Source organism: Elioraea thermophila (ex Habib et al. 2022) (assembly GCF_003336755.1).
GTDB lineage: Bacteria > Pseudomonadota > Alphaproteobacteria > Acetobacterales > Acetobacteraceae > Elioraea > Elioraea thermophila.
Window position 1 is genome coordinate 1,051,205 of record NZ_QMDI01000002.1, and the last position, 23,181, is coordinate 1,074,385.

General features: G+C 71.1%; 20 protein-coding genes. 16 read left to right on the plus strand and 4 right to left on the minus strand.

Translation table 11 applies throughout. From position 1 onward, the window contains the following. Positions 1-145: 145 nt before the first annotated feature. Positions 146-2,626, plus strand: a complete 2,481-nt coding sequence (locus DWB05_RS06790; RefSeq protein ID WP_232818454.1) for a sensor domain-containing protein — start codon at positions 146-148, stop codon at positions 2,624-2,626. Here the strand turns inward: DWB05_RS06790 and DWB05_RS06795 are convergent. Together DWB05_RS06795 and gluQRS are read right to left on the minus strand one after the other, a co-directional pair. Then, the gene (locus DWB05_RS06795; protein WP_114376260.1) at positions 2,605-3,063 is read right to left on the minus strand and encodes a hypothetical protein; all 459 of its coding nucleotides are present in this window, start codon (positions 3,061-3,063) and stop codon (positions 2,605-2,607) included. The two genes, DWB05_RS06790 and DWB05_RS06795, sit on opposite strands and share 22 nt — an antisense overlap. Then, the gene (gluQRS, locus tag DWB05_RS06800; RefSeq protein WP_114376262.1) at positions 3,060-3,923 is read right to left on the minus strand and encodes a tRNA glutamyl-Q(34) synthetase GluQRS; all 864 of its coding nucleotides are present in this window, start codon (positions 3,921-3,923) and stop codon (positions 3,060-3,062) included. The genes DWB05_RS06795 and gluQRS overlap by 4 nt, the downstream gene beginning before the upstream one ends. A gap of 26 nt (positions 3,924-3,949) precedes the next feature. Between gluQRS and DWB05_RS06805 the strand changes: the two genes are divergently transcribed. Continuing rightward, a complete protein-coding gene (locus DWB05_RS06805; protein ID WP_114376600.1) occupies positions 3,950-4,612 on the plus strand; it encodes an alpha/beta hydrolase in 663 nt (220 codons plus the stop codon). A gap of 211 nt (positions 4,613-4,823) precedes the next feature. Further along, positions 4,824-5,384 carry an HNH endonuclease gene (locus tag DWB05_RS06810; protein WP_114376264.1) on the plus strand — a complete coding sequence of 187 codons (561 nt, stop codon included), beginning with the start codon at positions 4,824-4,826 and terminating at the stop codon, positions 5,382-5,384. 22 nt (positions 5,385-5,406) lie between these two features. Here the strand turns inward: DWB05_RS06810 and DWB05_RS06815 are convergent, their stop codons facing one another. After that, positions 5,407-7,308: a patatin-like phospholipase family protein gene (locus DWB05_RS06815; RefSeq protein ID WP_114376266.1), complete on the minus strand. Its 1,902-nt coding sequence runs from the start codon at positions 7,306-7,308 to the stop codon at positions 5,407-5,409. 122 nt (positions 7,309-7,430) lie between these two features. On the opposite strand from DWB05_RS06815, the gene DWB05_RS15195 reads away from it, so the two are divergent. The 4 genes from DWB05_RS15195 to DWB05_RS06835 all read left to right on the plus strand — a co-directional run bounded on the left by DWB05_RS15195 (position 7,431) and on the right by DWB05_RS06835 (position 11,435). Continuing rightward, positions 7,431-9,230 (plus strand): helicase-related protein, encoded by a 1,800-nt coding sequence (locus DWB05_RS15195; protein WP_114376268.1) that lies wholly within the window; start codon positions 7,431-7,433, stop codon positions 9,228-9,230. A gap of 106 nt (positions 9,231-9,336) precedes the next feature. Then, positions 9,337-9,705, plus strand: a complete 369-nt coding sequence (locus DWB05_RS06825; RefSeq protein WP_114376271.1) for a hypothetical protein — start codon at positions 9,337-9,339, stop codon at positions 9,703-9,705. A gap of 8 nt (positions 9,706-9,713) precedes the next feature. Further along, positions 9,714-10,286, plus strand: a complete 573-nt coding sequence (locus DWB05_RS06830; RefSeq protein WP_114376274.1) for a nucleoside 2-deoxyribosyltransferase — start codon at positions 9,714-9,716, stop codon at positions 10,284-10,286. Between the two features lie 129 nt (positions 10,287-10,415). Continuing rightward, positions 10,416-11,435, plus strand: coding sequence for an amino acid ABC transporter substrate-binding protein (locus tag DWB05_RS06835; RefSeq protein WP_114376276.1), 1,020 nt, complete (start codon positions 10,416-10,418; stop codon positions 11,433-11,435). Between the two features lie 143 nt (positions 11,436-11,578). Here the strand turns inward: DWB05_RS06835 and DWB05_RS06840 are convergent, their stop codons facing one another. Next, positions 11,579-12,484, minus strand: a complete 906-nt coding sequence (locus DWB05_RS06840; protein ID WP_114376278.1) for a glycosyltransferase family 2 protein — start codon at positions 12,482-12,484, stop codon at positions 11,579-11,581. A 354-nt stretch (positions 12,485-12,838) separates the two neighbouring features. Here DWB05_RS06840 and DWB05_RS06845 point away from each other — a divergent pair, with 354 nt between their 5' ends. From DWB05_RS06845 to DWB05_RS06885, 9 genes are all read left to right on the plus strand, one after another. Continuing rightward, positions 12,839-13,864, plus strand: coding sequence for an ABC transporter substrate-binding protein (locus DWB05_RS06845; RefSeq protein WP_114376280.1), 1,026 nt, complete (start codon positions 12,839-12,841; stop codon positions 13,862-13,864). Positions 13,865-13,870: 6 nt separating this feature from the next. Then, positions 13,871-14,665, plus strand: a complete 795-nt coding sequence (locus tag DWB05_RS06850) for an SDR family NAD(P)-dependent oxidoreductase (protein WP_114376283.1) — start codon at positions 13,871-13,873, stop codon at positions 14,663-14,665. Between the two features lie 11 nt (positions 14,666-14,676). Next, positions 14,677-16,134, plus strand: a complete 1,458-nt coding sequence (gene allB, locus DWB05_RS06855; RefSeq protein ID WP_232818422.1) for an allantoinase AllB — start codon at positions 14,677-14,679, stop codon at positions 16,132-16,134. Further along, a complete protein-coding gene (locus tag DWB05_RS06860) occupies positions 16,131-17,000 on the plus strand; it encodes an ABC transporter ATP-binding protein (protein WP_114376287.1) in 870 nt (289 codons plus the stop codon). The genes allB and DWB05_RS06860 overlap by 4 nt, the downstream gene beginning before the upstream one ends. A gap of 12 nt (positions 17,001-17,012) precedes the next feature. Continuing rightward, complete coding sequence (locus DWB05_RS06865) at positions 17,013-17,798, plus strand: ABC transporter permease (RefSeq protein ID WP_114376290.1); 786 nt, start codon at positions 17,013-17,015, stop codon at positions 17,796-17,798. Between the two features lie 56 nt (positions 17,799-17,854). Next, positions 17,855-18,898, plus strand: a complete 1,044-nt coding sequence (locus tag DWB05_RS06870) for an ABC transporter substrate-binding protein (RefSeq protein WP_114376292.1) — start codon at positions 17,855-17,857, stop codon at positions 18,896-18,898. Then, on the plus strand, positions 18,895-20,355 hold the full coding sequence (locus DWB05_RS06875) for an amidohydrolase family protein (protein WP_114376295.1): 1,461 nt from the start codon (positions 18,895-18,897) through the stop codon (positions 20,353-20,355). Before DWB05_RS06870 ends, DWB05_RS06875 begins: the two co-directional genes overlap by 4 nt. Before the next feature lie 162 nt (positions 20,356-20,517). Then, entirely contained in the window at positions 20,518-21,777 is a 1,260-nt protein-coding gene (locus DWB05_RS06880) for an ABC transporter substrate-binding protein (RefSeq protein ID WP_114376297.1), read from the plus strand. 93 nt (positions 21,778-21,870) lie between these two features. After that, positions 21,871-23,151, plus strand: a complete 1,281-nt coding sequence (locus DWB05_RS06885) for an ABC transporter substrate-binding protein (RefSeq protein ID WP_114376299.1) — start codon at positions 21,871-21,873, stop codon at positions 23,149-23,151. Positions 23,152-23,181: the final 30 nt, after the last annotated feature.

Sequence of the window (23,181 nt, forward strand, 5' to 3'; positions counted from 1 at the left end):
CACCCGATTAACGGTCCGTCCACCTCCCGCCGCTAGGGTCGGCCGGGACAAGGCGGCGCCCCTCGCGACAGGGCGGGTGATGGACGGACTGGTGCAGGCTTCGCGATGGAGTGACGGGCGAGGGATTGCGGAAACCTTGCTCGACGTGTCCGGCCTTGGCGCCTGGCGGCTTGAGCTCGGTGAACAGCTTCTCTGGTGGTCCACCGGCTGCCGCCGCCTGCACGAGGTGGACGACGGTTTCGTCCCGACGCTCGAAGGTGCGCTCGCCTTTTACCCGCCGGAGGCGCGCGAACGCTTGATCGAGGCCCTGGAGAGGGCCAAGCGCGAGGCGATGCCTTGGGATCTCGACCTGCCCCTGGTCACGGCCCGCGGGCGGCACCTGACGGTGCGCGTGCGCGGCCGCTGCCTGTTCGACGGCGATGGTCGCTCCCAGGCCCTGTACGGCACGATCGAGGACATCACCGAGCGGGCGGACCGCGAACGCGAACACGCCCGCCTCGCCCTCGTCGTGCGTCAGATGACCACACCGGTGATCATCACCGATGCGCAGGGGCTGACCGAGTGGGTGAACCCGGCCTTCGAACGGGTCACGGGTTACACGCTGGCCGACCTCGTCGGCCGCACCCCCGGCTCGGTCCTGCAGGGGCCGGAGTCCGATCCGGCGGTGGTCGCGCAGATGCGCGAGGGCGTGCGCAGCGGCCAGGGCTTCCACGTCGAGATCGTCAACCACGCCAAGGACGGTCGGGCCTACTGGGTCGACATCGAGGCGAGCCCGATCCGCGACGCGGAGGGGAACCTGACCGGCTTCATCGCGGTCGAGACCGACATCACCGCCCGCCGCGCCGCCGAGGATGCCGCCTTCACCGAACTCTTCCGCCGCACAGAGGCGGAGACTCTGCTGCGCGAGATCATCGAGACGCTGCCCTCCGGCGTCTATGTCTGCGACCCCGAGGAGCGGGTGATCCTCTGGAACCGCGCTTATGCGGAGTTCTTTCCGCGCCTCGTGCCGGCGCTCGCCGCCGGAACGACGCTCGAGGGGTTGCTGCGGGCGGGGATCGTGAGCGGCTGCTACGCCAACGAGATCGCGCCCACGGCACCGCTTGCCGAGCAGGAAGCGTGGCTTGCGCGCCGCCTGGCCCAGATCCGCGCCGCCGGCGACGCGAGCCCGAGCCGCGAATTCCCGATCGCCGACGGGCGTTGGCTGCAGGGGCGGGAACGCCGCTCCCGCTCGGGCCACCTCGTCTGCGTGCGCACCGACATCACCCGCCTCAAGCAGGCGGAGGCGGAGGCGCGCCGGCGCGCGGAACAGGACGATCTCACGGGCCTTGCCAGCCGCGGCGTGCTGTTCGAGCGCCTCGCCGAGGCGATGGCGGCACGGCGCAGCGGCGACAGTTTCGGCGGCTGCCTCGCCCTGATCGATCTCGATCACTTCAAGTCGGTGAACGACACCTTCGGCCACCCGACCGCCGATCGGGTGCTGGCGGAAGTGGCCCGCCGCATGCGCGAGGTCGTCCGCGCCTCGGATGTCATCGCCCGCATGGGCGGCGACGAGTTCGCCCTGCTGCTGCCCGGCCGCGGCAAGGCGCCCGATGCGCTGTCCCTGCTCGAACGGGTGCGCCGACACATCCAGCGCCCGATCCTGTGCGAGGGAGGCACCATCACCCCCTCGGTTTCCCTTGGCGCCGCCTTCTACCCGGAGGATGGCGACACGGTGGACGCGCTGCTGCGCGCCGCCGACACCGCCCTCTATGCCGCCAAGCGCGACGGCCGCAACCGCATCGCCCTGTTCGATGCGGGGCTCGCCCGACGCATGGCGGGCCGAGCATCGCTCGCCGAGCGGCTGCGGGCGGCCCTGGCTGAGGGGCGGATCACCGTCGCCCTGCAGCCGAAGCTCCGCCTCGCCGATCGGCGCCTGGAAGGCTTCGAGGCGCTGGCCCGCTGGACGGAGGACGGCAAGCCGGTTTCGCCCGCCGAGTTCGTCTCGGTCGCCGAGGAGCGCGGTTTGGCCCTCGAGCTCGGCTGGGCGGTGCTGAACGCCGCGCTCGCCGCCACCTCAGACTTCGCCTCCGCGGGGCTCGAGCCCGGCCACATCGCGGTCAACGTCTCCACACCGCAACTGCTGGCGCCCGATGCGGTGGAGCGCATCCTCGCTGCGATCGCTGCCCATGGCCTGGCGGCCGACCGCCTCGAGATCGAAGTGACCGAGAACGTGCTGCTCGATCGCGCCATCGAGCGGATCGACGCCGTGCTGCAGCGCCTGGCCAAGGCTGGGGTCGGCATCGCGTTCGACGATTTCGGCACCGGCTATGCTGCGCTGTCCCATCTCACCCGCTTTCCGGTGCGACGGCTGAAGATCGACCGCAGCTTCGTCGCCCCGATCGACGGCTCGGCCCGCTCCGGCATGATCGCGCGCACCATCGTCGCGCTGGCCAAGGAGCTCGGGCTCGAGACGGTGGCCGAGGGTGTGGAGACGGAAATCCAGGCCCGTTACCTGCGCGAGATCGGCTGCGACGCGGCGCAGGGTTTCCTGTTCGCGCGCCCGATGCCGCCCGCGGAGGCAATGGCATGGCTCGCGGCGTGGCAGGATCAGACCGATCTCGCCGCTCAGCCGACCCCAGGGGGGTGAGACACCCAGACCTTCCCCTTGCGCATCCGCCGCTGCGCATAGGCGAACAGCGCGCGCATGGAGGCGGGGTCGAAGGGCTCGTCGTAGGTCTCGGTGAAGTCCTCGCCGATGTCGGCCAGGCGGACCTCAACCCCATCGCGCTGTGTGACCAGCCACACGCGCTGCACGTCGAAGTAGCCCGACGCCGCCAGCAGGGTGCTGAGAGCACGCTGCGCAATGGTCAAGGTGCGGCGATCCGTCTCCATCCAGTTGAGATCGAGGCGTGCGTTGCGGATCACCCGGGCGCGCAGCGGCGTGACGGGGCGGCGGGCGGCGAGGAGGGCGCGACGAGCACGACGGGAGGGTCTCGGTGACAGGGGGAGGCGGATCGCGCGGAGGGCGTTGTGGCACGGCGCCCGATCGGACGCGGGCGCAGGGCGCGCCCTCAGGCGTTTCACGCCTCGTCCGGGAAGCCCGCCATCGCCCGCACCTCGGCCGGGCTGCGTCCCGCCGCGCGCAGCGCGCGCAGGGTGAGGGCACGGTCGCGCTTGGCGAGTCGCTTGCCGTCCGGCCCCCTCAGCAGCGCGTGGTGGCGCCAGCGCGGCACCGGCCAACCCATCAGCGCCTGCAGCAACCGGTGCAGGTGGATCGCCGGCTTGAGGTCGACCGCGCGGGTGACCAGGGTCACGCCCTGCACGGCATCGTCGTGGGTCACGCAGAGGTGGTAGGAGGCCGGGGTGTCCTTGCGCGCCAGCACCACGTCGCCGAAGAGAGGGGCGGGGTCGATGGCGAAGGGTGGTTCGCCCTCCTCCTCGGCGAACAGGGGTGAGGGGACGGCGGCGAGGGCGCGCGCCATGTCCAGCCTCAGCGCGTAGGGCTCGCCGGAAGCGATCCGCCGCGCCCGCGTTCCCTGGTCCAGCGCGCGGCAGGTGCCAGGATACAGGGGCCCGTCGATGCCGTGCGGGGCGTTGCCGATCGCCGACACCTCGCGCGCAATCTCGGCGCGGGTGCAGAAACAGGGGTAGAGCAAACCGCGCGCGGCCAGCCGATCAAGCACGATGCGATACTCGTCGAAGTGCTCGGACTGCACCCGCACCGCCCCGTCCCAGTCGAGCCCGAGCCAGGCAAGATCCTCCAGGATCGCCTCGGCGTATTCGGGCCGGCAGCGTGAGCGGTCGATGTCCTCGAGGCGGAGGAGGAACCGCCCGCCCGCCGCACGGGCGATGCGCCAGGCGAACAACGCGCTCATCGCGTGCCCGAGGTGGAGGAAGCCCGTCGGCGAGGGGGCAAAGCGGGTGACGACGGTGGACGGGCTCATCACGCGCCGTTATGCGCCGGGGCGCGATGCACGACGACCTCCCTGAGCTCGATGGACCTCGGCTGGCGCCGCATGGCGGCGGCCGTCCCGCCCTGCTCGTCGTGCTTTGTCACGGCGTGGGGGCGGATGGGCGGGATCTCGCCGGGCTCGCGGAGGAGATCGCGCCTGAGCTGCCCGAGGCGGCCTTCGTCTGCCCCGATGCGCCGGAGCCTTTCGCCTTCGCCCCCTTCGGCCGGCAGTGGTTTCCGTTGCTCGACCTTTCGGCGGAGGCGCTCGCCGCCGGCGTGCGTCGGGCCGCCCCGGCTCTCGCTCGTTTCGTCGCCGCCGAAGCGGCGCGGCTCGGCCTGCCGATGGAGCGCGTCGTGCTCGGCGGCTTCAGCCAGGGTGGAATGACGGCGCTCCACACCGGGCTCGGCATGGCCTCGCCGCCGGCCGCGATCGCCGCCTTCTCCGGCGCCCTCCCGCTCCTGCCGAGCCCGTGCGCCCGTATCCCCGTCCTGCTCGTTCACGGCGAAGACGATCCGATCGTGCCCGTCGCCCTCACCCGGCAGACGGAGGAAGCGCTGCAGCGCGCCGAAGTGCCCGTCACCGCCCTTTACCGCCCGGGCCTCGGCCACGGCATCGATCAGGCCGGGCTCGCCGCGCTGGTCGCGCTCTGCCGGCCGTTCACCCGGCCGCCGAGCGCATGAAGCTTGCGTGACGAGGACGGCGGGTTGCTGGACAGAGCCGTGCATTCTGTGCATAACGCGAGCTGTCCACAGGCTGTGCCACATCATCTGGTAGGGGCCCAGTCGTCGAACCCCATGGGTCGGGGGCTGGCGAGGTGGCGGGCGGCGCAACGGCAGCCCACACCGGGGCCGAGGTCGGGGGTGCGGTGCGGCCGCGACGGGAGATCGGCGCGTGCCGGATGGCGGTAGTCACTATCCCGCTCTCGTGTTGAACGCGGATTTCCGCCCCCTCTCCTATTTCCCCCTCTCCGTCTGGTCGTGGCAGGATGCCGTGAAGGCGGTGTTCATGGACCGCGTCTCGGTCCTTTCCGAATACGACACCGAGGTGCGCAGCCCCTCCGTCTCGATGCGGCTTCCTTCCGTCATCGCGCTGAAGGAGTACATCCCGGCCGCCCGCCGCCCGGCCTTCACCCGCTTCAACGTCTTCCTGCGCGACCGCTTCGAGTGCCAGTACTGCGGCGAGCCCTTCCCCACCCAGGACCTCACCTTCGACCACGTCATCCCCCGCTCGCGCGGCGGGCGGACCACGTGGGAGAACGTCGTCACCGCCTGTTCCTGTTGCAACCTGAAGAAGGGCAACCGGCTGCCGCGCGAGTGCCAGATGTTCCCCCGCCAGCCGCCGCGCCAGCCGACCTCGTGGGAGCTGCAGGAGAACGGGCGCGCCTTCCCGCCGAACTATCTGCACGAGTCCTGGCGCGACTACCTCTACTGGGACAGCGAGCTCGAGGGCTGAGGGGCGCGAGGGCGCACGCCTCCTACCGTGCGGCGTCGAGTTCGGCGACGGCCTTGCGGATCGTCTTCTCCGCCTGCTCGACGACGAAGCGGGGCGGAACGTTCGGGAGCTTGGCGTCCATCTTCCGCTCGACCCAGCCGTCGAGCAGGCGGTAGGCGAGGCGCGATGCGGTGCGCACGAGCCAGGACCGCTCCGCGATCCGCTCCTCCACCATGCGGCGGAGCATGCCCTTGAGCTGAGCCCCGGCGCCACCGTCGTACAGCACCCGTGTCGCCGCCTCGGCCCGCCCTCGTATCAGCTGTATCAGCCGCGTGAGGCTCGCGGGGTCGAGCTCGCCGTCCGGCCAGGCGGGCAAGGGCTCGATCTCGTCCTCGTCCTGCCCCGGCCCCGGCCAAAGCCGACCACAGAGCGGAATGATCGGCAGATGGTCGGCCGGCCCATCCTCCTCGCGCGCCACGGCCCAGCGGGCGACGTCGGTGTCCGACCAGCGCGGCGTGGCGTCCTTGCGGCCGAACAGCGGGTTGCCGATCGGCAGCACGAAGTGGCGGCGGAGGAAGGAGCGCGCGTTGCGCCGGCCCAGCATGTAGTCGTGGTGGCGGTAGGCTTCGGCAAGGAAGCCCATGAAGCCGCCGAGGTAGCCCGAGGCGATGGCGATCGGGGCGGACCAGGCGGGCCCGCGCGACGGCGCGATGAGGAAGCGCGAATAGGTGTCCGGCGCGGCGGCAAGGGCGAGGTCCTCGGCCTTGAACCGGGCGTTGTTCATCAGCGCTCCGAACAGGGCGGGCAGCAGGGCGGCCAGCGAGGGCGCGTCGGTGAGGTCTGGCCCTCGATCGCCGGGAAACGGGTCGACCAGCACCACCGCGCGATTGGCCAGATCGCCCCGGCGCGGATTTCGCCCGTCCCAGCCGGCGAGTGCCCGGCGCACCAGTTCCAGCGGCTCGTTGTCCATCGCCCCGCCATCGACGCACGGCACCTGAACCACCCCGGTTTCGGAGGCCGCCCCGGTCCAGTCGGGGAGGCACTCCCGCGCCCACTCCGGCAGTCCGCTGAGGTCGGGCGTGTGCACGAGCTCCTCGGCGAGGCGGCTGCGCGGAGCGAGCAGGGCGCGGAAATCGTAGTCGCTCCGCGCCCGCTCGAGCGTGCGTGCCCTGAGCGCGATCGGGAAGGCCCCGGTGGCAAGGGTGGCGGCGGCGAACAGCTCGCGCGTCGCGTGAGGATCGGGACCGAAACGGTCGAGGATCACCTCGTCGGGCCGCGCCGCCACCTGCACGCCGTCGCGCACCACGGCGAAGCGGATGTGGTCGGCATGCAGCGACATCAGGTGGCTGAGGGTCGCGCCCTGGAAGCGCAGCGCGTAGGGCACGCCGCGCAAGTTGGCGAGTGTCAGCAGCACTTCGAGACGGTCGGGCAGCCAGGCGCGCGGCCGCATGGTCATGCTCGGCCGGCGCGCAATCAGGTCGGAGACGATCTCGTCCAGCACCGTGCAGTCGAGGGCGGAGCGCAGCGTCCCGTCCGCCAGGTCGCGGATGCCGAGCAGGTGGCGGATGTCGATCCGCCGCACCCAGGCGTCGTAGAGCGGGTTCGCCGCCTTGGTGGCGTCGTTCGCCTGCGGCGTGACGGGCGGGAACTCGGCGTCGCAGAACATCGCCCCCAGCGCGGCGCACATTCCCCCCGCCGAAGCGCCGCCGAGCACGCTGAGCCGCACCTCGTGCAGGGGCGGCTCGCCGCGCTCGCGGCGGACCTTCTTCTCCGCCTCGAACGCATCGAGCGCCTCGATCAGCAGATCGAGCACGCCGGCGGTGTAGGCGCCGGCCGACACCGCACCTGCCATGCAGAGGCCGATCTCGAAGGTGCCGATCGGCGGCGCGTCACGGCAGGGCGGGTATCCCTTCACCCAGGGATCGAGGCTGACGGCGACGGACATGCTGCCCTCGTCGATCGTTCGGGTCGGTACGACTGCGTGCCAGTCAGGCTGCGCGCGCGCCGCCCGTGCCGTCAACCGCGCGTGCGTTGACACGTGGCCACAGGCTCCGGCACGCCGGAGCCGTGACGGCTCTTCCTCCCCCGGCCCGGCGGCGCATCGACCAGCTCCTTTCCGGGCTTCGCGTGCCCGTCCGGCGCGAGGACGTCGCCGCCGGCCTCGCCGCCCTCGCGGCCGATTCCTCGCTCGACGACATCGGTCTCGTCTCCGTGCTCGCCGAGGCGATCCGCGGTCGGCTTCGCCGCGCCGAAGCGGATGGCGCGATGACGCATGCCGAGCGCGCCACCGCCGAGGCACGGCTCGAGGAGTGGCGTCGGCAGCGGCTCGCCGACCTCGCCGCCAAGGCCCGCCACCGCCACGAGGGCGAGGTGGTGGGCGCACTCACCCTCGGGCGCTGGGTGGCGTCCTTCGTTCCCGCCCGCTCGATCCGTCGCCGCATCGTCGCCTTCCTCGGCCCCACCAACTCGGGCAAGAGCCACGCCGCCTTCGACCTGCTCGCCGCCGCCCCGCGCGGCGCCTACCTCGCCCCCCTGCGCCTCCTCGCCTGGGAAGGCCAGGAGCGGCTCGCCGAACGCGGCGTGCGGGCCTCGCTGCTGACGGGGGAGGAGCGGCGTGTCGACCCGGAGGCGACGCACGTCTCCGCCACGGTCGAGATGGCGGATCTCGTCACCCCCGTCCCGGTCGCGGTGGTGGACGAGATCCAGATCCTGGCCGACGAGGACCGCGGCTGGGCCTGGACTCAGGCGGTGGTCGGGCTGCCGGCGGAGACGCTGCTCCTCGCCGGCGCTCCGGAGGCGGAGCCGCTGATCCGCCGGCTCGCTTCGCTCACCGGCGAGCCGCTCGAGGTGCGGCGGTTCGAGCGGATGGTGCCGCTGACCGTGCTGCGTCGCCCCGTGCCGCTCGCTCGCGTCGAACCCGGCGATGCGCTGGTCTGCTTTTCGCGGCGGGATGCCTTCGCGCTTCGCGAGGCGCTGATCGCGCGCGGCCGCCCGCCAGCGATGGTCTACGGCGCCCTCGGTCCCGAGGTGCGGCGGGCCGAGGCCGAGCGGTTCCGCGAGGGGCGCGCCCCGGTGCTGGTGGCGACCGACGCCATCGGCATGGGGCTCAACCTGCCCATCCGGCGCGTGCTGTTCGCCGCCACCACGAAATACGGCGGGTTGGGGCCGCACCTCATCCGCCAGATCGCCGGCCGGGCCGGGCGCTACGGCATCTACCCCGAAGGCTTCGTCGGCGTGCTCGGCGGGGAGGACCTGGAGCCGATCGCCGCCGCCATCGACCACCCGCCACCGCCGCTCGAAGGGCCGATGCGCGTGCTGCCGCGCGAGGCGCAACTCCTCGAGATCGGGCGGCGGCTCGGCCAGCCGTCCTTGCTTCGCGTGCTGACCGTGGTCGCCGAGCGGTTTCGCTGGCCCGGGGCGGGGTTCGCGCTGTCCCGCCTCGACGAGGCCATCCGGCTGGCCGAGGTCTGTGCCGCCGCCCGGCTGCCCTTGCGCGAAAGCCTCGGCTATCTCGGTTGCCCGATCGACCTGCGCGACCGGCTCTCCGCCTCCGCCCTGCTCGCCTGGGCGCGTCGGCACGCCCACGGCGCCCCGGTCTCCGCCCCCGCCCCACCGCGGCGGCTCCTCTCCCGCGGTGTCGCCGACGACCCGGCCGACCTGGCGGAAGCCGAGCGTTCCGCCCGGCTTTGCACGGCCTATCTTTGGCTCGCGCAGAAATGGGCGGAAACCTATGGTGAGGCGGAGGTGGCGCGTGCCGTGCAGGCGGAGCTCAATGCCTTCATCGAACGGAGCCTTCGCCTTGGCGCGAGTGCGCGCCTTCGCCAACGCTGGCGGGAGGAGGTGGGAGGGGACGGCAACCGAAAGTAGGTTGATGGTTAACGGAGCTTTGACGCATTGTTGACGGTGCAACACAGGGTTGTAGCCTTCGGACAGCCGGATCAGAGGGCGCGGACGCGAAGCGGGGAGCCTGACGATGCGATTTCGGGAGTACCGACGGATCGATTTCGGCACGGATCTGATCGCCGAGGCCGTGCGCGCCACGGTGGCTGACCTCATCCGGCTGGAGATGCCCGACGCCGAACTCGACAGCGTGCGGATGGCCACACCGGAGGACGACGTCGACGAGGAGGCGGTGGTGGTGGCGCGCTGGCGCCGCTCAGGCGGGCTCTATCGCGACTGCACGCTCGACGCCGAGGAGCTGACCGCGGTGCTGGTCGGGTGGTGCCGGCTTGCCGGCGTGCCGCTGCCACGCACGGCGGAGAAGGCGATCGAACCGGCGGAGGACGGCGTCTCCCTGGTGATCCGCCAGCGCGGCCTCGGCCGCCCGCGGCACCTGCATTGACCACGGCGATGATCGTCCCCCTCCCGGCCGTGGAATCGCCGCGAATCTATCTGGCCGGGCCGGAGGTCTTCCTGCCCGACGCGGAAACCGTGCTCGCCCGCAAGAAAGCGATCTGCGCGCGGCTCGGGCTGATCGGCGTCTGCCCCCTGCTCGACGCGCCCACCCCGGCGGCGCAGGAGCGCGGCGAGCGCGCCTTCGCCATCGCCGCCGCCAACGAGGCGCTGATCCGCTCCTGTGTCGCCATCCTCGCCAACCTCACCCCCTTCCGCGGCGCCTCGGCGGATGCCGGCACGGTCTACGAACTCGGTTTCGCGCGGGGCTTGGGTCTCGGTCTCTATGCCTACACCAACGACCCGCGCGACTATGCCGCCCGCGTGCTGGACGATCCGGACCAGATGGACATCGAGGATTTCGGCCTCTCCGACAACCTCATGCTGGAGGGCGGCATCGCGGCGGCCGGTGGCGTGTTCGTGCGCGCCACGGCCGCCGCCGAAGACCCGTTCCGCGAACTCGGCGTGTTCGAGACCTGCGCCCGCGCGGCCTCGCGCCGCCTCGTCCCCGCCATCCTGGCCCCGCGCTGAAACCCCGCGCCCCGCTCAGAGCAGGGCTGCGAGAGGCGTTGATCGCGCCCCCCCTTCCGCGTAAGGGACGGGCGGTCCCCGCGGCCGGGTCGCGGGGAGGCTTCGGACGAACGAACAGGGAGATGCGCCATGCGCAGGAGATTGCTCGCCGCCGCGACCGCGGTCGGCCTCACCCTCGCCGCCAGCCCCGCGCTCGCCCAGCCGCAGAGCACCTTCGATGCGGTGCGCGCGCGCGGCGTGGTGAACTGCGGCGTCAACACGGGCCTCGCCGGCTTCGCCGCCCCGGACAGCCAGGGCGTGTGGCGCGGCCTGGACGTCGATCTCTGCCGCGCCGTCGCCGCCGCCATGTTCGGCGACGCCACCAAGGTCCGCTTCGTGCCGCTGACCGCACAGCAGCGCTTCACCGCGCTCCAGTCCGGCGAGGTCGACATGCTGTCGCGCAACACGACCTGGACCCTCGGGCGCGACACCTCGCTCGGGCTCGACTTCGTCGGCATCAACTTCTACGACGGCCAGGGCTTCATGGTGAAGCGCTCGCTCGGCGTGAAGTCGGCCAAGGAGCTGGATGGCGCCACCATCTGCGTCCAGCCGGGCACCACCACCGAGCTCAACCTCACCGACTGGTTCCGCGCCAACAATCTCCGCTTCACCCCCGTGGTGATCGAGCGGCTCGAGGAGGTGAACGCCGCCTTCTTCGCCGGTCGCTGCGACGCGCTGACCACCGACGTGTCGGGTCTCGCCTCGGTGCGCGCCTCGCAAGGCGCACGCGCCGAGGAGTACGTGATCCTGCCCGAGGTGATCTCGAAGGAGCCGCTCGGCCCCGTCGTGCGCCACGGCGACAACCGCTGGGCCGATCTCGTGCGCTGGGCGCACTTCGCGATGATCGAGGCCGAGGAGCTCGGCCTCACCTCCGCCAACATCGACCAGCACCTGAACAGCACCAACCCCACCATCCAGCGCTTCGTCGGTGCGACGGGCGGCTTCGGCCAGATGCTCGGGGTGGACAACCGCTGGGCCTACAACATCGTCAAGCAGGTCGGGAACTACGGCGAGAGCTTCGAGCGCAACGTGAAGCCGCTCGGGATCCAGCGCGGCATCAACGAGCTCTGGACCAAGGGCGGGTTGATGTACTCGCCGCCGTTCCGCTGAGCGCGGGGCTCCGCTCCCCCTCTTCCAGGCCGCGTCGGGGCCACCCGGCGCGGCCTTCCTGTTTCGGCGACCGTCCGCTCGCGCAGACGACCGTTCGCTCCGCCCGAGATCGGGCCGACCGACACGCCCCCCTGCGCGATGCCTCAGCTGAACAGGTGAGCAGCCTCGCGCGCCTTCGCCGCCTCGGCGGCCGCGATCGCCTTCCTGATCCACCGCCGTGCCTCCCAATCGAACAGGCGGTTCAGGCCGCGGCCGCGCGGTTTCAGGCCGGCCCCCTTCAACAGGTAGAGGTCGACCACGTGCGCTGGCATGGCGGCGAGGCCATGCTCCTGCAGCAACGACCACAGCATCTCGCCTTGCCGCAGGCGCAGCGCGTAGCGCCGCTTGCGGTTGCGGTAGATCCGCCAGTCGCCGAGGCGCCACGGTGAAAGTGCATCGAATTCGTACACCGCGTCTTCCGCCGCGGTGACGCGCGAGTGGTCGAACGGCCGCCTCGGATCGAGGTCGCACCAGACGAGGGCGGTGACGAGCCCGTCCTCGCCGAACATGCCGAATGGCAGCCGCACGCCCCGCCGCCGCAACTCGGCCACGAAGGATCCACGCAGCGCATAGAGGTTGCCGTACATTTCGCCCCCTTCGACGATGCGGCGCCGCAAGGCCTCGGCACTTCGTCCGCTGCCGGGAACGCCGGCACAGGCATTCGCGTGCGGCACCTCGGCGAGGCGGCGCACCAGGGCGGCGATCGCGCCCGGGCGGATCCGCACGTCACCGTCCGTGAAGACGTGCACGGCCGCGTCCAGCGGGGCCGTCTCGTGGACGTAGGTGTTCCAGGCATTGGCCTTGTCGCCTCGCGCGATGACGACGGGACGGATCCAGGGGCGGGTGGCGGCGCGGGCGCGAACGATGTCCTCGGTCCGATCCGTGCAGCCGTTGACCAGCACGTGGACCTCGAGCGCCGCCTCGTCGCGCATCGCCTCGAAACGATCGAGCGCGCCGCCGATCAGTCGCTCCTCGTTGTAGGCGAACACGGCCACGCCGACTTTCGGCATGGCCTGGCGGCCGTCTTCTTCCTGCAACGAAGTGCCTTCCTGCCCCACCCGTTCCCGCCACCGCGCCGCCGGCGTTTCCCGTCGTCTCCGGTCCTACACCGGCATGTTTCGCCCATGGACGGCCCGCGGGGTCGCCGAGGGTATAGGATTCGCCGCCCGCCTCGTGCAACCCCGGCTCGATGACACGGCCGCCACGCCCACACGATGTCTGCGGGAAGGGCGCGCCAACCTCAGCAGGAATGAGCACGGCGAGGACTTTTCAGCAGGGACGACCTCTGTCACCCGCGCTCCTGACAACGCCAGACCACACGGCACCTCCTTCGGAGCCATCCCGGCCATCACGGAAGGTGCCGCATGAACCGACGCTCGTTTCTCGCCGCGACACTCGCCGCACCCTGGGCCGCACCCGCCATCGGCCAAGTGCGCACGCGGCTGAAGTTCATCCTCAACTGGCGCTACCAGGGCCCGCAGGGCCTGTTCTTCCTCGCCGAGGACCGGGGGTTCTGGCGCGAGGAAGGGCTCGAGGTCGCGATGGACCAGGGCGAAGGGTCGGCCGCCGCCGTGACCAAGGTGGCCACGGGGGCCTACGACGTCGGCTTCGGCGACATCAACGCCACCGTGGCTCTCGCCGCCACCCGGCCGGCCGAGGCCCCCTTGGGCGTGATGATGCTCTACAACCGCCCGCCGTTCTGCATCGCGGTTCGCGCCGACGGGCCGATCCGCACCCCCAAGGACCTGGAGGGCCGCACCCTGGGCGGCCCCGCCAATGACGGGGCGCTTCGGCTCTTCCCCGCCTTCGCCCGGCTCGCCGGCATCGATGCGTCGAAGGTGACCATCGTCACCATGCAGCCGCAACTGCGCGAGCAGATGCTGAATCGAGGCCAGGTCGACGGTGTGTTCGGCTTCATCAACACCATCCGCTTCTCGGCCCGGCTGATCGGCACCGATGCCGACCAAGCCTACCGCTTCATCGCCTACGGCGACTACGGCATGGACCTCTACTCCAATTGCATCGTCGTCTCCCGCAGTCTCGCCCGCGACACTCCCCAAGCCGTGCGCGGCCTGTTGCGCGGCATCAACCGCGGGCTCGCCGCCATGCTGGCCGAACCGGATGCCGCCGTCGCCGCCGTCGCCCGGCGCGAACCGCCGATCAACGTCGCAGTCGAGCGCGCGCGGCTGGATGCCACCGTGCGCGACGAGATGAACCATCCAGAAATCGCGCGCATCGGCCTCGGCGATGTCGTGGACGAGCGGTTCGAGCGTGGCATCGACATCATCGTGCAGGCGCAGGCGCTGCCGCGGCGGCCCGCCATGGGCGAGGTGTTCGTCCGCGACTTCCTGCCCCCGCTCGCCGAGCGCATCACCCGCGTGATGGGCTGAGCGGCGATGGAGCTCGCTCTCGCCGGCAAGGTCTGCGCCATCACCGGCCCGGCCAAGGGCATGGGGGAAGCGATCACCCGCGCCTTCGCCGCCGAAGGCTGCCGGCTCGCGCTGTGGGGGCGCGATCTTGCCGCCATCGAACCGCTGGCCGCCGACCTCGCCGCAGGCGGAACGGAGGCGATCGTCTCCGCCTGCGACGTGACCGACGGGGCGGCCTGCCGCGCCGCGGCCGAAGCGGCCCTCGCCCGCTTCGGTCGCATCGACATCCTGGTCGCCGTCGCAGGTGGGACGGGCCCGATCGGCAAGTCGGGGCTCGAGACGACCGAGGCGGAGTTCGACCAGATCGTCGATCTGAACATGCGCGGGGTGTTCAACGCCATCGTCGCGGTGGCACCCGCCATGGTGCGCCAGGGGGCGGGCTGCATCGTCGCCGTCGGCGGCACCTTCGGCATGCGCGGCCGCGCCGGGCGGCTCGCCTACTCGGCCTCGAAGTGGGGGCTTCGCGGCATCGTCAAGTCCTTCGCCCTCGAACTCGGCCCGCACGGTATTGCGGTGAACACCGTCGCTCCCGGCATGGTCGACGGCCCGCGCTTCCGCGAGAAGGTGTGTCGGGAGATGGCGGCACGGCTCGGCATCTCGGAGGAGGAGGCGGCCCGGCGCCATGCCGCGGACTACGCGCTCAGGCGCATCTCCACCGCCGAGGACGTCGCCCATGCCTGCCTGTTCCTCGCCTCCGATCGGGCGGCGCGGCAGATCACCGGCGTCGACCTGCCGGTCGATGGCGGTTGGGCGATGCTTTAGGAGAACGATCCATGAATGCAATGGGGGCGGCGCCCTTCGTCGCCGATCTCGTGATCAGCGGCGGCACGGTGGTGAGCGGCGAGGCCTCGATCGCGGCCGATGTCGCGATCGCTGGCGAGCACATCGTCGCCGTGGGTAGGCCGGAGGCGATGCCGCCGGCGCGCGAGCGGCTCGAGGCGCGGGGGCTTCTCGTGCTGCCGGGCGCGATCGACGTCCATGTGCACTTCCGCGAACCCGGCTACACGCACAAGGAGGACTGGGCGACCGGTTCGGCCGCGGCGGCGATGGGGGGAGTGACGACGGTGTTCGAGATGCCGAACACCAACCCACCCACCCGCAGTGCGGCGGAGCTCGCCGAGAAGCGCGCGCTCGCCGCCAAGTCCTCGGTCGATTTCGGCCTCTACGGCCTGCTTGCCGAGGACAATCTCGATGAGCTCGAAGGCCTGATCGCGGCCGGGGCCAACGCCTTCAAGTGCTTCATGGGCAACACCTTCGGCGATCTGCCGGCACCCTCGACGGGGGCGATGCTCGAGGGCTTCGAGATCATCGCGCGAACGGGGCTTCGCATCAGCCTGCACGCCGAAGAGGCGACGATCATGGCCCGCCGCCAGGCACGCCTCGCCGCGGCCGGGCGGAACGATCCGCTCGACCACCTGCTCGCCCGCCCCGCCGTGGTCGCGGTCGAGGCGGTCGGCCGCGCCGCCACCCTTGCCGAATGGACAGGCGCGCGGATCCACATCCTGCACATTTCCTCGGCAGCCGAGCTCCGCCCTTTGGCCGAGGCGAAGGCGCGCGGGGTGGACGTCACCGGCGAGACCTGCCCCTGCTATCTCCTGCTGTCCCGCGAGGACTACGGCCGCCTCGGGCCCCTCATCCGCGTCAACCCGCCGGTGCGTGAAGCCTATGACCGGGACGCGCTCTGGCACGCCCTTCGCTCGGGCGTCATCGACATGATCGCGACCGACCACGCGCCGCACACGCCGGAGGAGAAGGCGCGCCTGCCGATCTGGCGGGCAGATTGCGGCTTTCCCGGCGTGGAGACGCAGATGCCGCTGATGCTGACCGAGGTCGCGCGCGGGCGGCTGACCATCGAGCAGTATGTGCGGCTCGCCGCCGAGGCACCGGCCAAGGCCTTCGGGTTGTGGCCGACGAAGGGGCGCATCGCGCCCGGCGCGCATGCCGACATCGCCATCGTCGACCCGAAGCGGACGGAGACGATCCGCGCCGCTGACCTGCACAGCCGCGCCAAGGTGACGCCGTTCGACGGGGTCACCGTCACCGGAGTTCCCGTGCACACCCTGGTGCGCGGCCGGCTCGTGCAGCGCGATCGTCGTTTCGTCTCCGACTCGTCCGGCTGGGGCAGGCCGGTGACGGAGATCCAGCGCATGCCCACGCCCGTGCTGCGCAACGCCGATCTCGCCATCGACCGCCTCGCCCCGCGCCTTCCCTTGGCAAGGTCGGCGGCATGACGGTCGCGCCGCTCGTGCAGGCTTCGCCTCCCCTCGCCTCCACCACAGCGGCGGCCGGCCTGCCGCCGCGCCCGCTGATCGCGCTCGAGGATGTCACGGTGCGTTTCGGCCGTGGCGCGGCGTCCGTCACCGCGCTCGCCGAGACGCGACTTGCCATCGCGCGCGGGGATTTCGTCGCCCTCGTCGGCCCATCGGGTTGCGGCAAGAGCACCATCCTTCGTCTCGTCTCCGGGCTCTTGCCGCCGTCCTCCGGCACCGTGATCGTCGCCGGGCGGGAAGTGGGCGCCGAGCCGGTACGCATCGGCATGGCCTACCAGAACGCCACGCTGCTGCCCTGGCTCACCGTGCGGCAGAACGTGATGCTGCCGCTCAAGATCGTCGAGCCCTTCCGCTCGGCGTGGCGGCGCAAGAAGCGGGGCGAATACCGCGACCGCGCCGAGGCCTTGCTCGCTCAGGTCGGCCTCAAGGGCTTCGGTGACAAGTATCCCTGGCAGCTCTCGGGTGGGATGCAGCAGCGCACCAATCTCTGCCGCGCGCTGATCCACGAGCCCGATCTCCTGCTGCTCGACGAACCCTTCGGCGCGCTCGACCAGTTCACCCGCGAGGAATTGTGGGCGACGATGCAGGAGCTGTGGATGACCAAGCGCACCACCGTGCTGCTCGTCACCCACGACCTGCGCGAGGCCGCCTATCTTGCCAACCGCATCTGCGTGATGAGCGCGCGGCCCGGCCGCATCCTTGAGGACTGCGCGGTTGCCTTCCCCCGCCCGCGCCCGATGGAGGTCGTCTACGAGCCCGATTTCGTCACGCTGACGCAGCGGCTGCGCACGCTGATCATGGGCGTGCGCTCGGCCGCCTCCCTCTAGGGGTCGCTCGCCATGGAGCGCCTGCTCGACACCGTGCGCACCCGGGCAGCTTCGATCGCGCTGATCCTCGGCGTGTTCGTGGTTTGGGAAGTCGCCTGCCTCGGATTCCGCGTCAGCGACATCATCCTGCCCCGGCCGTCCCAGGTCGTCGCCGTGCTGGTCGACCGCTGGCCGGCGATCGCGCCGCACGCTTCGCAGACCCTCTACACCACCCTGGTCGGCTTCGGCTGGGGCGTGCTGGTGGGTGTCGCCCTCGGCGTGCTGATCGGCTCCTCGCGGCTCGCCTTCCAGACCGCCTATCCGCTGCTCGTCGGCATCAGCTCGATCCCGAAGGTCGCGGTCGTGCCCATCTTCGTCCTTTGGTGCGGTGCCGGAACGGTGCCGGCGGTGCTGACGGCGATGATCATCTGCATCTTCCCGATCGTGGTGAACGTCGCGACGGGAATCGCCACCGTCGAGCCCGAACTCGAGGACGTGATGCGCACCTTGCGCGCCTCGAAGCTCGACATCCTCTGGAACGTCGGCCTGCCGCGCGCGATGCCCTACTTCTTCGCCTCGCTGAAGGTGGCGATCACCCTCGCCTTCGTCGGCTCCGTGGTGGCCGAGACGGTCGCCTCCAACCGCGGCGTGGGCAACATGATGATGATCGCCTCGTCCTCGTTCAATGTGCCGCTCGTCTTCGCCGGGCTCTTCCTGCTCGCCGCCATGGGTGTGTCGCTCTACGTCATCTTCTCGCTGATCGAGCGTCGCGTCACCGGTTGGGCGCACCGCAAGACCGATCTGGCCGTCGCCACCTGAACCGCGCCGGTGGCGGCAGCGTTCCGTTATCGAACCACAACGAACAGGAGGCCACGATGACCCTGTCCCGACGTTCGCTGTTCGCCGCCACCGTCGCCCTCGCCGCCTCGCCGCTCGCCGCCCCAGCCATCGCGCAGGCGCGCACGGCCATCCGCTTCACGCTGGATTGGCGCCTGCAGGGCGTGCATTCCTGGTACTTCCTGGCGCGGGATCGCGGCTGGTTCCGCGACGCCGGGCTCGACGTGACGATCGACCAGGGCGAGGGTTCTGCCGCCACCGTGACGCGCATCATGGGCGGGGCCTATGATGCCGGCTTCGGCGACATGAACGCCATCATCCAACAGGCGGCGGCACGGCCGGGCGAACAGCCGGTGATGGTCTACCAGATCTACAACGCGGCGCCCTTCGCCATCGTGGTCAAGGCGGACGGGCCGATCCGCACCGTGGCCGACCTTGCCGGCAAGAAGCTCGCCGGCCCCGCCGGCTCCGCCGCCACCCGCATCTATCCGCTGTTCGCGCGGCTGAACGGCATCGACCCCGCGAAGAACGAGATCGTCAACATCGCGCCCAACCTGCAGGAGCAGATGCTGATCCGCGGCCAGGTCGATGGCTCGCTCGTCTTCACCCTCACGTCGTACATGAATCTCGTCGGCATGCGGCAGAACCCGGATCGCGACTTCCGCTGGTTCGTGTTCGCCGATCACGGCATCGCCGCCTATTCGAACGGCGTGATGGTCAGCCAGCGCCTGCTGCGCGACAGCCCCGAAGCCGTGCGCGCCCTCGTTGCCGTGGTGAACCGCGCCATGCTGGAGGTCGGCCGCAACCCCGCCGAAGGGGCGAAGCTGATGGCGCGCATCGAGCCCAACCTCAACGAGGACATCGAACGCCAGCGCATCGAGTATGCTTGGCGCACCGTGATCGCCACCCCCGAGGCGGTGCGCCTGGGTGCGGGCGATCTCGATGACGCCCGTCTCGTCAAGGCCATCGCGCAGACGGTGGAGGTGTTCGAGCTGCCGCGCACACCGGCGCCGGCAGTGGTGTTCAACCGTGCCTTCCTGCCGCCCGCTTCCGAGCGCGTGCTGACGCCGCCGCGGGCATGAGCGAGGGGTTCGGGCCGCGACGGATCGTGGCCCGCACCGTCGCCGACCCCGACAACGTCCGGCGCGATGTCGCGCTGAGCCTCGTCGAGGGACGGATCGCTGCTGTCGAGCCCGACACCGCAGCCGATGCGTCCCTCCTCGTGCTGCCCGCTCTCGTCAACGCGCACGACCATGCGCGGCCGGTGCGCTCCTCGAGCCTCGGTGCGGCGCACCGCCCGCTCGAGACCTGGCTGCACCATCTCGCCATCCTGCCGCCGCTCGAGCCTTACCTTGCCGCGGCCGTCGCGCTCGGCCGTGCCGCCCTCGGCGGGGCGGGCGCGGTGATGGTGCACTACACCCGCCCCTTCGGCCCGATGCCGCTGCCCGATGAGGCAGCCGAGGTGGCGCGGGCTGCGCGTGACGTTGGGGTACGCATCGGTTTCGCCGTCGCGATGCGTGACCGCAACCCGCTCGTCTACGGCGATCACGGTCCGCTGCTCGCCGCGCTCTCCCCTGCCGACCGCGCGGCGATCGAGGCGCGACTCGTACGGCCCCCAGTCCCGCCGGCCGAGTGGATCGCGCTTGTCGATGCCGTAGCGGATCGGATCGCCGACGACATGGTCTCCGTGCAGTACGGACCGGCCGGCCCCCAGTGGTGCAGCGACGCCCTGCTCGCGGCGATCGCCGAGGCTTCGGCCCGCACCGGGCGCCGGATCCACATGCACCTCCTCGAGACGCGCTATCAGCGGGACTGGGCGGACCGCACCTATCCGGGGCCAGGCGGGATCGTCGCTCACCTTGAGCGGCTCGGCCTGCTCTGCCCTCGCCTCACGCTTGCGCACTGCGTCTGGGCGCGGCCCGACGAGCTCGAACGCATCGCCGCCTCGGGCGCAACCATCGCGGTCAACACCTCGTCCAATCTCGGCTTGCGCTCCGGCGTGGCACCGGTGGCCGAGATGCTGCGCCGCGGCTGCCGGGTCGCCCTCGGCGTCGACGGCATGGCCTTCGACGAGGACGATGACGGGTTGCGCGAGATGCGGCTCTTCTGGGCGCTGCACCGCGGCTGGGGCTTCGACGAGACGATCCCTCGCGCGACCATGCTCGCCCTCGCCTTTCGAAACGGATGCGAAACGGTGACCGGGCGGCAGGAAGGGGGCACGCTCGCCGTCGGCGAACCGGCCGATCTCCTGTTGCTCGACGCGGATGCGCTCGACGGGGATCGGCTCCTGCCCGAGTGCGACCTGCTTGATCTCCTGTTCGCGCGCGGCACGGCGCGCCACATCCGTGAGCTGATCGTCGCGGGCCGCTCCGTGGTGCGGGACGGCCGGCTGACCGGCGTCGACCATGCGGCGCTCAGCCGGGAACTTCTGGCACGAGCGCGCGCCGGCCTCGCCCGGCCCGACGCCTTCGCCGCCGCGCTGCCCGCGCTCGATCGTGCCATCGCCTCCCATCTCTGCGGTTGTCTCGGCTGCGGCTGAGCCTTCGCAGCCAGGAAGATAGCAGCCGCGGTCGCCGACCGACGCAGGAGCCGTTTACAGCCGATCCAACCGGACGGTATCGTCTCGAACAGCGGTGACGAAGGAACCGCGCGGCGACGGCGAACCACGCGCCGACCGAAGAACGAACTTGGGGAGAGACGGATGAGAAGGGCGTTCCTCGCGGGCGTCACCGCGCTTGCACTTGGCCTGCCGACCGTGGCGGTCGCGCAGGAACCGATCCGGATCGGCATCCTGGTCGCACTGGAAGGCGCCTTCGCGGAAGGCGGACGCGACGGCATCCGCGGCATCGAGATGGCGCTGCGCAGCGTCAACAACCAGATCGCCGGACGGCGGCTGGAGACGGTGATCGCGCCGACCGACACGCGGCCTGACACCGCGGTGCGGCAGGCGCGCAAGCTGATCGAGCAGGATCGCGTCGACTTCATCATCGGTCCTCTCTCCGGGTCCGAGGGCATCGCGATCCGCGACCACGCCAAGACCCAGCCTGACAAGACCTTCATCAACGGCGCCTCGGGCGCGTTGGAAACGACGTGGGTCGACCCGGCGCCCAACTTCTTCCGTTTCCACACCCATGGGCTGCAGTGGGGTGCGGGGCTCGGCGAGTACGTCGTGCGCACCAAGGGCTGGCGGCGCATCGCCACCGTCGCCGCCGACTACTCCTTCGGCCACACCAACTTCATGGGCTTCGCGATCGATTTCTGCCGTGCGGGCGGCGACATCGTGCGCCGCTTCTGGGTGCCGCTCGGTGCCGCCGACTACGGCGCGGTGATCGCGCAACTGCCCGATGACGTCGATGCGATCTATCTCGGCCTCGGCGGCACGGACGCGATCAACTTCCTCAATCAATACGCCCAGGCCGGTTCGAAGATGAACTTCATCGGCGGCACGATCATGGCGGATCAAACGGTGCTGACGTCGCGCGGGCGGGCGCGCGAGGCGCTGATCGGCACGCCGACCTCGGGCATGATCTCGGACGAGAACCCCGACCCCGCCTGGCAGGCCTTCGTGCGCCGCTATCGCGAGTCCTATCCGGAAGGCCAGCGCTTCCCTTCGCCCACCATCTTCGCCACCGCCTATCACATCAGCACCATGGCTGCGCTCGAGGGGTTGAAGGCGGTGAACGGCGACCTCTCCGGCGGGCAGCGCGCCTTCCAGGCCGCGCTCGCCCGCCTCGAGCTCGACACGCCGCTCGGCAAGATCCGCCTCGACGAGACCCGGCAGGCGATCGGCCCCGTCTTCGTCAACGAGGTGGCGCAACGCCCGGACGGTTCGCTCTACAACCGCATGGTGAAGCGGGTGGACAACGTGTCGCAGACCCTGGGCCTGCCGGTGGCGGAGTTCCGCGCGCTCGGCATGCCGGGACGCGACACGCCCGATTGCGCCCGCCTGCGGCGGCGTTGAACGATCGCACCGAAGAGGACTGATGCAGGAATGATCCGGGCTCGGATCATTCCTGCCGTCTCCGCAGCTGGTCGAAGCCGTGGGAAGGAACCGATGATCCGTCTGACCCGCCGTCACCTCCTGGCTGCTCCGGCCGTCCTCGCCGGCGCGGCCGCCGCCCGGTCCCCGCTCGCCCAGGCGGCACCGCTGAAGATCGGCGTCCTGGTCACCCTCGACGGGCCCTTCGCCGCCTCGGGCCAGGACGGGCTGCGCGGGCTGGAACTCGCGCTTCGCGCAGCGGGGCACAGCGTGGCCGGGCGCCGCATCGAAACCGTGGTCGGACCGACCGACGCCCGGCCCGACGTCGCCTTGCGTCAGGCACGCAAGCTGATCGAACAGGACCGAGTCGATTTCATCATCGGGCCGCTTTCGGGTTCGGAAGGGATCGCGTTGCGCGACTACGCGAAGACGATCCCCGATCGGACCATCATCAACGGTTCCTCGGCCGCGCTGGAGACCACCTTCATCGACCCCGCGCCGAACTTCTTCCGCTTCATCACCCACGGCCTGCAGTGGGGTGCCGGGCTCGGGGAATACGTGGTGCGCAGCAAGGGCTGGCGACGCATCGCCACCGTCGCTGCCGACTATTCGTTCGGCCACACCAACTTCATGGGCTTCGCGATCGACTTCTGCCGCGCCGGGGGCGACATCGTGCGCCGTTTCTGGGTGCCGCTCGGCCAGGCGGATTTCGGCTCCGTCGTGGCCCAGCTGCCCGACGACGTGGACGCGATCTATCTCGGCCTCGGCGGGTCGGACGCGATCAACTTCCTCAACCAATACCTGCAGGCAGGAGCGCGGATGAACTTCATCGGCGGCTCCGCCATGGCCGATCAGACCATCCTCTCCTCGCGCGGGCGGGCGCGCGAGGCGCTGATCGGCACGCCGACCTCGGGGATGATCTCCGACGAGAACCCCGACCCCGCCTGGCAGGGCTTCGTGCGCGCCTATCGCGAGGGCTTCCCGGAAGGCCAGCGCTTCGCCTCGCCCTCCTTCTTCGCCACCTCCTACTTCATCGCCGCCCGCGCCGCGCTCGCTGCGCTCGACGCCGTGCGCGGCGACCTCTCGGACGGACAGCGGGCGTTCCAGCGCGCGCTCGCCTCGCTCGTGCTCGACACGCCGCTCGGTGCCATCCGTCTTGATGAGAACCGCCAGGCGATCGGACCCGTCTTTGTTTCCGAGGTGACGCAGCGCGCGGACGGCGCGCTCTACAACCGGATGGTGCGGCGGATCGATGACGTCAACCAGACGCTGGGACTGCCGATCGAGGAGTTCCGCGCTCTCGGCCTGCCCGGGCGCGACACGCCGAACTGCGCGCGACTGAGGAGAAGCGGCTGACGCGGGCGAGGCGATGTCCCCTGCATGCGC